Source organism: Virgibacillus halotolerans, assembly GCF_016908515.1.
Lineage (GTDB): Bacteria > Bacillota > Bacilli > Bacillales > Amphibacillaceae > Virgibacillus_M > Virgibacillus_M halotolerans.
In genome coordinates, this window is record NZ_JAFBEA010000002.1 from 95,554 (window position 1) to 108,799 (window position 13,246).

8 protein-coding genes are annotated in these 13,246 nt (G+C 36.8%); 5 read left to right on the forward strand and 3 right to left on the reverse strand.

Going from position 1 to position 13,246, the window contains the following annotated elements; translation table 11 throughout:
- The first annotated feature begins 140 nt into the window (after nucleotides 1-140).
- The gene (locus JOC34_RS06915; RefSeq protein WP_205136027.1) at nucleotides 141-1,547 is read left to right on the forward strand and encodes a sodium:solute symporter family protein; all 1,407 of its coding nucleotides are present in this window, start codon (nucleotides 141-143) and stop codon (nucleotides 1,545-1,547) included.
- Between the two features lie 148 nt (nucleotides 1,548-1,695).
- Here JOC34_RS06915 and JOC34_RS06920 read toward each other — a convergent pair whose 3' ends face one another.
- Both JOC34_RS06920 and gabT read right to left on the reverse strand, forming a co-directional pair.
- The gene (locus JOC34_RS06920) at nucleotides 1,696-3,087 is read right to left on the reverse strand and encodes an NAD-dependent succinate-semialdehyde dehydrogenase (RefSeq protein WP_205136028.1); all 1,392 of its coding nucleotides are present in this window, start codon (nucleotides 3,085-3,087) and stop codon (nucleotides 1,696-1,698) included.
- Nucleotides 3,088-3,194: 107 nt separating this feature from the next.
- Nucleotides 3,195-4,514, reverse strand: coding sequence for a 4-aminobutyrate--2-oxoglutarate transaminase (gene gabT / locus JOC34_RS06925; RefSeq protein ID WP_205136029.1), 1,320 nt, complete (start codon nucleotides 4,512-4,514; stop codon nucleotides 3,195-3,197).
- Nucleotides 4,515-4,643: 129 nt separating this feature from the next.
- On the opposite strand from gabT, the gene gabR reads away from it, so the two are divergent.
- Entirely contained in the window at nucleotides 4,644-6,050 is a 1,407-nt protein-coding gene (gene gabR, locus JOC34_RS06930) for a MocR-like transcriptional regulator GabR (protein ID WP_205136030.1), read from the forward strand.
- Between the two features lie 516 nt (nucleotides 6,051-6,566).
- Here the strand turns inward: gabR and JOC34_RS06935 are convergent.
- A complete protein-coding gene (locus JOC34_RS06935; RefSeq protein ID WP_205136031.1) occupies nucleotides 6,567-7,955 on the reverse strand; it encodes a sigma-54 interaction domain-containing protein in 1,389 nt (462 codons plus the stop codon).
- A 327-nt stretch (nucleotides 7,956-8,282) separates the two neighbouring features.
- Between JOC34_RS06935 and JOC34_RS06940 the strand changes: the two genes are divergently transcribed.
- The 3 genes from JOC34_RS06940 (at nucleotide 8,283) to JOC34_RS06950 (ending at nucleotide 13,219) form a co-directional block, all read left to right on the forward strand.
- On the forward strand, nucleotides 8,283-9,869 hold the full coding sequence (locus JOC34_RS06940) for a zinc-binding metallopeptidase family protein (protein WP_205136032.1): 1,587 nt from the start codon (nucleotides 8,283-8,285) through the stop codon (nucleotides 9,867-9,869).
- Between the two features lie 51 nt (nucleotides 9,870-9,920).
- A complete protein-coding gene (locus JOC34_RS06945; protein ID WP_205136033.1) occupies nucleotides 9,921-11,555 on the forward strand; it encodes an amidohydrolase in 1,635 nt (544 codons plus the stop codon).
- A 68-nt stretch (nucleotides 11,556-11,623) separates the two neighbouring features.
- The gene (locus JOC34_RS06950; RefSeq protein ID WP_205136034.1) at nucleotides 11,624-13,219 is read left to right on the forward strand and encodes a BCCT family transporter; all 1,596 of its coding nucleotides are present in this window, start codon (nucleotides 11,624-11,626) and stop codon (nucleotides 13,217-13,219) included.
- The last annotated feature ends 27 nt before the right edge of the window (nucleotides 13,220-13,246 follow it).

Genomic DNA, 13,246 nt, shown 5'->3' on the forward strand with positions numbered 1-13,246 from the left:
TAAGCAATAAAGGATAATAAAGTTTTTTAATCATGAAACAAGGTTGGACATGAGAAATAAAAACGCTTTACTATCAATTCGATTTTTAACTATTCGACCGCTCGTATATTAAAGGATATTCAATGAAAGGCGGGGGGAAAATGACATCACTTGATATGTTTATTATCATTATTTATTTTGCAGTACTAGTTGTTGTCGGTGTTATTGGTTCAAGAAAGGCAAAAACGTCAGAAATCTATATTCTGGCGGGACGGAATCTTGGAGTCTTTATGCTATTTGGTTGTCTGACGGCTGTTTTTCTTGGCGGCTCTTCGACGATTGGCTCAGCTCAGCTAGGTTATGAGATTGGATTCTCGGGGGTTTGGTTTGTGTTTTCTATGGGCCTGGGGATAACTCTTTTTGGTCTTTTACTACTTAAAAAAGTCACAGGATTTAAACTAATGACTATAAGTGAATTATTGGGAAAGCTATTTAATGTCGAATCAAAATTGATAGGAGCGGTCATCGCATCAATTTATGCTTTAATGGTAAGTGTTACACAAGTAATTGCAATTGGTTCGCTTTTAAGCGCTGTATTTGACTGGAATCTGATTTTTTCTATGTTAATCGGTGGTGGGATTGTGTTTTTCTACACTATTCTTGGAGGCATGTGGTCTGTATCAATGACAGATATTATTCAATTTTTAATTATGACAGTTGGTATATTTTTAATCATGCTACCAATTAGTTTGTCAAAAGCAGGCGGGTTTGGTGCACTAACAGCACAGTTGCCAAGTTCCTACTTTGATTTTTCTGCTATAGGTTTTCATGAAATTTTTCAATACTTATTGACATTTACACTTGGTATGATGGTGGGTCAAGATATTTGGCAGCGTTATTTTACAGCTAAAAATGTCAAGACCGCACAAACAGGTGGTATATTGGTCGGCGTCTACAGTTTCTTTTATTCCTTAGCTATGATTATAATCGGAATGTGCGCGCTTGTAATCCTTCCAAATATCGAAAATACACAAAACGTATTTACAAGTATGGCTTTTGAAACATTGCCTTCAGGTCTTCTTGGTATCGTTTTTGCAGCTGTGGCTGCAGCAATCATGTCGACCGCATCTGGAACATTATTGGCCTCTTCAACATTAATTACAAAAGATATTCTTAAGGATCACTTTTTTAGAGATATCACTGACAAACAATTTTTGCGTCTCTCACGAATGACAACTTTGGTTATTGGAATCATCGCTATTGTTATTGCTCTATGGATTCAGGAGCTTCTAGTCGCTATTGATGTGGCCTACGCCTTATTGGCAGGTTCTATCTTTATTCCGATCATCTTTGGTTTATTCTGGAAAAGGGCTACAGCGAAAGCTGCGTTTTATGCTATCTTGTCCAGTGCATTGGTTATATTGGGTGGCTTAGCCATTGAGGGACTCTCTTCAAGTAACCCGATCTTATATGGAATCGTTGTCAATATATTTGTTATGATCGTTGTTTCTCTGACTGATAGATCTAACAAAACCAAAGTACAAGAAAGTAGAACAATGGATGTGTGATAGTATATCAAGATTAAATAGACATATTTAGCAACATTCCATGTTATTTAAGCCGATCATAGTTATCATCGAGGAAAAAAGGGACAAATCCTATTTACTGGATTTGTCCTCTTTTATAAAGTTTCGGAAGATGGTTTAAGGTGAATAATTAAAAACCACCAATAGACATATATTTTGTTTCTAAATACGGTTCAATTCCTTCAATACCACCTTCGCGTCCAAGACCACTTTCTTTCATTCCGCCAAATGGTGCATGGGCGGCTGATGGACCACCATCATTCCAGCCGACGATTCCAAATTGTAAATGATCGTGTAGGTAGTTTCCAGTGCGGTAGTCATTTGTAAAGAAATAGGCTGCGAGACCATATGGAGTGCTATTTGCTAGTTCGACAGCTTTTTCAATAGTTTTGAAGCTTGTGATCGGAGCAACTGGACCGAATGTTTCTTCATGCATAATTGTCATATCTGTGTTCACATTTTTTAAAACGGTTGGATGAATGAAGAAATAGCCATTTTCTTTATCGGCATCATATTTATCACCAACCATAACTTCTGCTCCGTTTTTTTTCGCATTGTTGATTTGATCAACGATTTTGTCATAGCCTTTCTTGTTGATAATCGGCCCGACATCTATTCCATCTTCCAGTCCATTTCCAATCTTAAGTTTCTTTACTTCAGCAACAAATTTATCCGTAAACTCATCGATGATGTTTTCATGGACAAGAATTCGGTTGGCACAGACACAAGTTTGCCCTGCATTTCTAAATTTAGTACCGACAGTTTGCTTAGCTGCATAATCAAGATCCGCATCCTCGGCGATAATTAGTGGTGCATGTCCGCCTAGTTCCATTGTCACATGTTTAATTGTATCAGCACTGTTTTTGATCAAGTTTTTCCCAACAGGTGTTGAACCTGTAAACGTGATCTTGCGTACATAGTCACTATCGGTGAATAGGTCGCCAACAACACTTCCTCTCCCATTTACGTATTGAATAGCATCTTTTGGGATACCTGCTTCATGGGCCAAATCAATGAATTTCATGCCTGTCAATGGTGTTTCGGATGCGGGTTTAACAATAAATGTACACCCAGCTGCTAAAGCTGGAGCCGCTTTTCTCGCCATCATTGCAGCTGGAAAATTCCATGGTGTGATAGCTGCAACGAGCCCAATCGGCTCTTTTGTAACAACAATTCGTTTTGATTCCGTATTAGCTGGAATGGTCCGTCCGTAAATCCGTTTGGCCTCTTCAGCATACCAATCGAGATAGGCCAATGAATAATCAATTTCACCCAATGATTCACTTAATGGTTTACCATTTTCTTTAGTCATAATTTCTGCTAATTCTTCTTTGTTCTCATTTACTTTTTTTGACCATTTTTGAATTAATCGGGATCGTTCATGCGCATTAATTTTTGACCATTCTTTAAAACTTTCATGTCCATTCTTAAGGGACAGATTGATTTCATCTTCCGTATTAATTTTTACTTTCTGGATCAATTCTCCTGTTGCAGGATTATTTACATTAAAATAATTTGTCATGTACATAAGCCCCTTTCATTATTTTTCTTAGTATTTTCAGAAAACTGGTATCAAATTGTCTATCAGCACTCCATCAATTATTTATCTACCACATTTCAGAAATGTTGTTATGAAAAATTAGCAAAGGCATTTTCAAGAATAGCTAATCCTTTCTCCAGTTCTTCATCTGTAATAACTAGTGGTGCTAAAAAACGGACAACGTTGCTTTTAATACCAGCGGAAAGAAGTAGTAATCCATTTTCATTGGCGTATTTAATGATGCCACCTGTTTTTACTTTATCTGGTTTTTTACTGATGCGATCTTGGACAATTTCAACGGCAACCATGGATCCGAGGCGGCGAATTTCACCCACAAATGCATATTTTCCTGCCAAGTCATGTAATTTCGTTTCTATTTTTTTTCCCTTAATCTCCGACTTTTGTAGCAGGTTTTCCTCTTCAATAATATCGATAACAGCTAATGCAGCAGCACAAGCGACAGGACTACCTGCATAGGTTCCTCCTAGCTCTCCAGGATTTGCAGCATCCATGATTTCCTTTTTTCCTACAACACCGCTTAACGGCAAGCCAGCAGCTAATGATTTTGATACGGTCACAAGATCTGGTACTACGTCAAATTGTTCCATAGCAAATAATGTTCCTGTGCGTCCGAAACCCGTTTGAATTTCATCAGCAACAAACACAATACCATGCTCTTTACAAAATGCACTGACAGCCTGAACAAATTTTTTCGGTGGAATAACAAATCCGCCTTCACCTTGAACTGGTTCCATAACAACACAGGCAACGTTTTCCGGAGCAACGGTGGAAATGAAAAAATCCTTAAATTCTTCAATTACCTGATCGATATAAGCCTCTTCGGACATTCCTTCTTGCTTATGGTAAGTGTAAGGATATGGTGCTTGGTATACTTCTGGTGTAAATGGACCAAACCCAAATTTATATGGTTTTACTTTGCTTGTCATACCCATTGTCATGTTAGTCCTTCCGTGAAATCCGCGAGTAAACGAAACAACTGCTTGTCTATTGGTATAACGGCGCGAGACTTTGACTGCATTTTCAACTGCCTCGGCTCCAGAATTTAGTAAAAGGGCTTGTTTATCAAAGTTGCCTGGTGTAATTTCACATAACTTTTCAGCAAGTTCGATGTAGCCTTTATACATCAACACATTAAATCCAGTGTGTAAAAACTTTTCTGTTTGATGATTGACAGCTTCAGTTACTTTTGGATGGCTGTGTCCTACATTAAGTGTTCCAATTGCACCCGCAAAGTCAATCCATTCATTTCCGTCGATATCTTTAACAGTTGCTCCAGATGCTTTGTGGGCAATATTCAAATTCCCATTGCTGACGCCCCTTGGAATAAACTTTTCTCTTTTGTTTTGTAATTCAGTGCTTGTAATAAGTGATGTCGTCATTATATTCATCTCCTTAATTTAAATTTTTAACTGGAAGAACTATTTTTCAATTTAATTATGTTAATAGTATGGCAATTATCTGGTATAATGAAAAGCACCAGATAATAAAATAAATTGGTACCAGATGAGGTGAATCAAATGGATTATTTGGCCTTAGGCGACAGCAATGAAGTAAATTTCAAGTATCAGCAAATTTATGATGGGATTAAGGAAAAGGTCTTGAAAGGAAAATTAAAGGCTCGTGAAAAGCTACCTTCGAAACGTCAATTGGCAGATGAATTAAAGGTAAGCGTCAATACAATTGCGAATGCGTATGAGCAGCTACTTGCAGAAGGTTATATTTACACGATTGAGCGAAAAGGATATTTTATTGAAAATATTACTAAGTTTTCCGATCAAGAAGAGGGCATAAATAAATTACCGGCTGATTTAAAAGAGGATGATGCTAGTGAGGAAGACTGGCTCTCTTTGTCTCATATGTCAGCGGATATTTCATTGTTTCCCTTTAAAGAATGGATGAAGTGTGAGAACAAGGCGGTTGATAAACAAAAAAAGGAGCTTTCCGAGCTTGGACATCCTCAAGGCCCTTATCTTACAAGAAATACCATTAGTCGGATGATTGCCTTAACGCGTGGAGTTGTTTGTGAACCGGAACAAATCGTAATCGGTGCAGGTACACAATTACTGATCCAACAAATAATGGGAATCCAAAATAAAAAGAGCATCATTGCTATTGAGGATCCAGGTTATTTTCGGTTTTATAGATTACTAAACAAGATGGGATTTTCTGTTAACCCGATACAGCTTGATGATAAAGGTATCGACATTAAGGAAGTTGAATCGTCACATGCAAATTTTATATTTGTTACACCATCACACCAATTTCCTACTGGTAAAATTATGCCGATCACAAGAAGGATCGAGCTATTAAATTGGGCAGCAGAGGCTGATAATAGATATATTATAGAAGATGATTATGACAGTGAGTTCAAGTATGAAACAAATAATATTCCTTCCTTACAGAGTCTCGATCGTAATCATAGTGTCATTTACACTGGCACTTTTTCCAAAACATTATTGCCTGGCACCCGGATCAGCTATATGGTTTTACCCCCTGATTTACTTAGAGAATACCGCAAGCACCATTCAGATTTGATGCAATTCAGCAACTCGCTCGGTCTTTACACATTGCATTATTTCATTGAAAATGGGGGGTATTCAAGACATATCAAACGAATGAATCATCATTATGAAATGAAACGTAGAGTTCTTATTGAACAGTTGCGTACGAAATTTAACCACCAGGTGTGTATTCAGGACATACCAGCGGGTCTTCATTTACTAGTTCAATTCAAATCTAATAAAACGTATGATGAAGTCGAAGCCTGTGCTAAAGAAGAAAGGCTAGAAATATATACCTTGCGTCGCTTTATGCTGAAAAATCAAAACCAAGCAAATGAATGGATTGAACTTGTCATTGGGTTTGCGAATATTCATGAAAGTGAAATCCCTGAGGCTTTGGATAAGCTGTATCGAATTATTTGATATTTATTGCTTCTTCGTTGGGTCAAATGAATTAATTAACTTAGTTAAAGCTGCTTAAGTGAGTAAAGGCTGGCATGAGCTATGAAGGGCTGATGATGCCGAGTTAGGTTTTAGGGACTTACTAAATGAGTACACACTTGCCGATAGGCGATGACTTTAGGAATGTAAAGTATAGATAATGCACCTGGAAATATGCTCTTAGATCTTTAGTGGATGGGCACTGTCCGTATTAAACGGTTTTTCCTATCAACACGATCGAATCATCTCCATGATTGGTGTAGTCAATCGGATCCACATCGAATCCAAGAACATTATAATAATGGAAAGGCGCTAGGTCTAAATGTAATCCCATAACCTCAGAAATTGGTGTTTTTAGTTGTTCTGTCGCCCTTATTTCGCCGTTTTTCGTTTAAGATGCACTTTAATTTTATGAAATAAACTGAAAGGTTTTCAATATGCTTTAATACTCAACTGAAAGAGATATATTTAATCTATTAATAGAACCGTTTTAAATTATTAATTATCCTCTTTTTTAATCAGCCCTGAATATTTCTTTAACTTTCTAACTATAGTTGGCTGACTGACACCCAAATATTTAGCCATTTTAGTGGTGCTTTTGCAATGTTGGTAAGCTTCCGTGAGCACATAAATCTCTGTCATTCTTAATGCTTCCGGAAGTGTTCTCCTATTAACATTAACCATAGGAAAGCTAGGAGTAGTTATTGAAATTTTTGCAGGTAAATGTTCCGGAATAATAAGATTATTGTCCACAGTTAAAATAAGTCTCTCAATAATATTTGCCAGTTCTCGAACATTACCAGGCCATTGATAATTGAGAAGACAATCAATTGTTTCATGTGATAGCTCTTTGTTTTGTTTATATTGGTGATTAAACTTCTTCATAAGATCCATAATCATTGCAATTAAATCCTCTTCACGTTCTCGTAAAGGTGGAATGGGGATATGAATGACGGAGAGACGGAAATAAAGATCCTCCCTGAACTTTCCTTCTACCATCATATCTTCAATATTTGCGTTAGTAGCTGTAATTAATCGGAAATTGACAGATTTTAACTTTGTGTCCCCTACACTATAAAACTTTTTATCCTGAATCAAGGCTAATAGTTTTGCTTGAAGATTGAAGGGGAGTTCTCCAATCTCATCTAAAAATAATGTTCCATTTTGTGCTTCCTCAATTAATCCCTTTTTACCTTTTGGATTCGCCCCAGTAAAAGCACCGGACCTATATCCAAATAACTCAGATTCGAGTAATGCTTCTGGAATACTACCACAATTAATTTTAATTAACTTTCCTTTTCTACCACTTTGTTCATGCAGATATTCGGCTAAAAAACTTTTACCAACACCTGATTCTCCCGTAAATAAAACGGAGGCTTCTGTTGTGGCTACCTTATTAAGGGAAGATAAAATGAGTTTCATTGATTCGCTTCTTGCAATGATGACCGATTGTTTATCCTTGGCATGTTGGAAATCCCTTAATTCTTGTTTTGTATTTCGTAATTCTTCTTCTACCTTTTTCACATAGGCTTTTAGCTTTTCCAACTCGGTTATATCTTGGGCATAACAAACGATGTGTTTGACGTTTTGATTTTGCCCAATAATAAAGTTTCCTGTAACAAGTAGTATTTTACCAGCTCGTGTTTCTTGGACTAAAGTTTGTTTTTTCCCTGTTTCTATAACCCTTCTTGCAATAGATGGACTAAATACCTTTTGCTCTTCAAGGTCGTATACTGATTCTCCAATCATTTTTTCCTTCTTCATGTCAAACCAATACTCAGATGAATCGTTCGCATATACAATAATACCTTGCGTATTTGTGATAATAACATCAGTATAAACTGTATTTATGATTTGCTCCCAATCTCCCAAATCTATAAATTTCATTTTCACTACCCCCTTTTTTATAGTTTATCATAATAAAATTAGTTATACAGAAATGAATAAGCTTATACATATATGTATAAGCTTATTGGTACTCGATTATTAGTGTAATCATACGATTGTTTATACAAGTTTGAATAAATTGTTTTCACATGCTTTATAGAAAACGTTTTGAACTGCCTCACGAAGGACATTGGCATATAACTTGCATTAAATTATAAACGACCACGAAGCTTGGATGTGGGGAAGTATTAAAGCTCAAAAGCGCAGTAATATGAGAAGTACTTTGTTGCAAATATAACCCGAAGTAGAGGAAGGAGTGGATTAATCATGGTGGAAAAAGAAAAACAATCTATTGCCGATTGGGTTAATCAAAGTAAAGATGATTTATCTGATTGGAATCAAGAAATATGGAACTATGCGGAGACTGCATGGAGAGAGTATAAATCATCAAAATGGTATGTTCAAAGATTAAGAAAAGAGGGGTTTTCTGTAGAAGAAGCCAGTGGAGACATGCCAACAGCTTTTTGTGCGACTTGGAAAAATGGGGATGGGCCAACGATTGGTGGTTATGCGGAATATGATGCAGTTCCCGATAACTGTCAGGCTGCTGATACTGTTGAGATGCCTCGTGAAGGCTTAAGCAAATATGCAGGCGGTCATACTGATCCGCATTCAGCCCTCGGAATAGGTTCGTTAGGTGGATTTCTTGCGGCAAAAGAAGTAATGGAGAAGAATGATATAAAAGGAACATTGAAATTTTTTGGAGAACCAGCTGAAAAGTTGAGAGGTTCCAAACCAATACATGCCAGCAAAGGATACTACGATAATCTGGATGCAGCAATTAGTTTTCATCCCTTTTACATGTTGCCTTTAAGTAATACCACAAGATGGGACACGCATTGTGCAGTTGCTTATTCTGCGATGTACACGTTTACATGTGGCGAATCTGGAAGCTGGAATACTTCTTCTGGGAATTCACCTATTCCCGCATCGCATGCAGCAGCACGTAGTCCAGGTGCAACTGATGCAGTTATTACGATGTACACCTTATCCAAAATGTATAAGGAGCATATGCTTTCCTATAATATGGGGTGGTCCGTAAATGAAACCATTTTAAATATTGGACAGGCTACGGCTGATAATAATCCAGCAAAAATGGGTCAGATCTATTACTTTATTCGGGTTCCGGATATAGACATGGCTGAGACTGTAATGAAGGTGCTTGATCAGAATGCCGAAAGTGCTGCTAAAGCAGCTAATTGTAATTGGAAACGTGATTGGATAACGAAATCAAGGCCAGGGCTTGCTAATCATACAATGGCTGACTTGACGTATCGAAATTTGGAGATAGCGGGAGCACCAAGGTTTGGAGAAAAGGCGATAGACATTGCACAAGAAATACAAAAAAAATTAGGTTTAGAACCGATGTCTAAACCATTTTTAGAAGAAATAGAAACATTAATAGAGCCAAAGGAAGCCGAAAAGGAAATGCGAAAAACATTACCTTCCTGGCAAGAGCACTTTACATCTGACGATTATACGGAATATTGTTGGCATGCTCCTACGGTTAGATTATATATTGGAAGACCTGCATTGAAGTCGCCTAAAGCAGGTTTTCAATATCCTGATTGGGTAATGAATGCGCTTGGTGGAATACGTGAATGTATTGATCCAATGATTTATTCAGCATCAAAAACGATTGGGATGACGATCATTGACCTGCTAAAGGAACCGGGATTACTAGAAGCAGCCAAAGAGGAGTTTAACCATCGCACTGGAGGAGGCAAAAGTGGAGAAAATTGGTTACCACCACTGTGTGATTACGAACCACCAATTAACTTTCGTTGGCCGGAATATGTAACGACTGAACGCGGTAAGGATCAATGGGTAATTCCTGTTCAATCTGATGAATAATAAAGAAGTTATTTCTATCAAACTTTTAAAATAGAAACGGAGTGTATTATTTTGAATAACAATACTATTATTTTTAAAAATGGTACTATCTTAACAATGACAGAAGAAAAAATAGTAGAAGCTATTGTAGTAATAGGTAAAAAAATTGAATTTAAAGGTTCTCTCGAACAATGTAGAGAATTTGCAAATGGAAAAAGCAAGGAAATTGATCTTGAGGGTCAATGTCTCATGCCTGGTTTTGTAGATCCCCATGTACATGTAATGATGTTAGGAATGTGTCATACATGGGCTGATCTTAGTTATCCGAATGTAAAAAGTATTGATGATATCGTGAAGCAGCTTAAAGAGTTTTCTGAGCAACTACCTGAGGATGTTCCGATCCGGGGATTTGGCTTTGATCAACGTAAATTAAAAGAGAGAAGATATCCAACTGCAGAAGAATTAGATCAAGTTTCAAATACCCGCCCTGTGCAAATTATGAATAGTAGTGGTCATTGTAATGTTATTAATAATTGTCTGCTTGAACGTAGCGGAATAACACCCGAAACAAAGGATCCAATTGGAGGATCTTTTGGAAGAGATAAAAATGGTTTTCCAAATGGTCCATTATTTGATAGTGCGAATGATTACTTAGCAGGAGATAAAGGAGTAAGACCAGGAGAGCATGGCCCGAATATTCATATGCCTGATAGAACAGATAATCTACAACGAAACATTGAGATTGGACAAAACTTATTAATATCTGCAGGTTTTACAAGTGTTAATGATGTGCAAGTTACCCGGCAGGAAATGGAATCATATCTTGAGGCGCGAGATAGTGGCTTATTGAAATTGCGAATCGAGTTATCCTATCTATCGAATTATTTGGAAACTATAAAGGAAATGGGCATTTCTTCGAGATTCGGTAATGATACGCTTACAATGGGATCTTTAAAGTTATATGCTGATGGTTCACTTATCTCAGGAACGGCCTATTTAAATAAGGCTTATAGTGATACAAATAAAGAAGGCTATTTATTTCACAAACCTGAGGAGTTTAAGCAAATACTTATCGACGCGCATGAATACGGTTTACAAACGCTTACCCATGCCCAGGGGGATGGAGCTATTGAACTGGTAATTCAGGGAGTGGAAGAGGCTCAGAAAAAAAGGTTTAGGGTTGACATGAGACATCGAGTTGAACATTGTGGACTACCTACTAAAGACCAAGTGAAACGTATGGCCGAGTTAAATATTTACCCTGTACCACAACCGCAGCATGTCTATTTATATGGTAACAGTGTTTTAAAATCAATTGGTGATCCAGGAGAAAACTATTCACCATATGGATGGTTCAAGCAATATGGGCTTCCAATTGTCTTGTCATCTGATACGCCGGTGGCATTTCCAAATGCATTTGAAGCAATTTATGCAGCAGTAACTCGAGACACCGCACAAGGAAATATTATTGGTGAAGAACATAAAATCACAATCGAAGAGGCATTGAAAGGATATACGATTGAAGCTGCAAAGGCTATGCACAAAGAGCATTGCATTGGTTCTATTGAAGTAGATAAGTTCGCTGACTTTGTCATTCTGGATATTGACCCTTTTACTGTGAAAGATGAGGATATTAAAAATATAAAAGTAACAGAAACATGGATTGATGGTAAGAATGTATTTTCTGTTTCTAGCGTAACCATTTAATTTTTACAAATGGCTTTAATTAGTTTATCTGGTAACTATTTCTAAGTTGTGATGAAAAGGAGACCTTAATGAAGAAAAACATAGTAGTAATAGGAGCGCTGATTGTCGTCGCTTTATTTGTAAGTTTTGGTATTATAGCACCAGGTACTCTTGGGGTGATGTCAGAATATATACTTTATACCTTTATAAGTGAAAACTTTGGCTGGTATTATATGCTCATATCCTTTACTTTTGTAGCGATTTGTTTATATGTTGCTTTTTCAAAATATGGGAAAATCAGGTTAGGTAAAGACACTGATAGACCAGAATTTAGTAGGTTTTCCTGGATAGCCATGTTGTATAGCACTGGTCTTGCTATTAGTCTTTTCTTTTGGGGAGTTGCTGAACCAGTATTGATGTATATTGAACCACCCTTTGGTGAAGGTGAAACAATGGAATCAGCTAAAACTGCTATGCAGTATACATTTTTTCATTGGGGATTGCATAGTTGGGCGACATACGCAATCATAGGATTAATGATGGCATATTTCCAGTATAGAAAAGGTACTCCACCTTTAATAAATCATACTTTAAAACCTTTGTTAGGTGAAAAGGCTTTTGGTCCGATAGGAAAGGTTGTTAATATGATAGCAATTTTTGCTATCATAAGTGGAATAACAACTTCACTTGGACTGGGAGTTAAACAAATGGGAGCAGGATTTGAATATGCATGGGGAATAAGTAATACCCCTATTAATCAAATTTTTCTCATTTTATTTTTAACGGCCCTGTTCATCCTTTCTGCTAGTACGGGGATTGAACGAGGTATAAAGTGGTTGTCTAATATTAACATTGTGCTTGCTTTATCAATTATGCTCTTAATATTCATATTAGGACCTACAAGAAATATTCTCGAAATTTTTGTAAGTACAACAGGTGGATATATAAAAAACTTCATAGATATGAGTTTTCATTTGGAGCCTTTTCTTAATGATTACACATGGCAAGCAGGTTGGGACTTCTTTTATTGGGGCTGGGCGATAAGTTTTGGTGTGTTTGTTGGTATCTTTATAGCAAGGATATCGAAAGGAAGAACAATCAGGGAATTTATTTTCGGTGCAGTGCTTATTCCTTCATTAGCTACGATGATTTGGTATTCTACACTTGGTGGAAGTGCACTTTTTAATATTTTAAACCTAGGTAATAATGAGTTAGCAAATCGGATATTAGAAGATATGGATACTGCTTTATTCTATTTCCTTGAACTATTTCCTTTCAGCCCCCTTCTTATAGGGATGACCCTAGTTTCTTTGATTATCTTTTTCGTAACATCTGCCGATTCGACTGTATATGTATTAGGCATGTATAGCGAAGAGACGATGGCCCCCACAAATAAAAGTAAAATATTATGGGGAATCGTTATTGCAGGGGTAGCTATTTCCTTACTTTTAAGTGGTGGTTTAATTCCTTTACAAACTGTATCAGCTGTTGCAGGATTGCCATTTTCGATCGTGATTTTAGCTATGTGTGTTTCCTTCTTTAAATCACTGAGAGAGGAATACATTGAAAAAGAGAATTTAAAACAAGAAAGTATTCCTTCATTAGTTTCTAAGTACAACCAAAATGATTCAAAATCAGAAACAGAAAAGGAAATAGAAGTAGAAATATCAGAAGGCTCCAAGTAAGCAGTATCAAAAGTTTTATTAAATCAA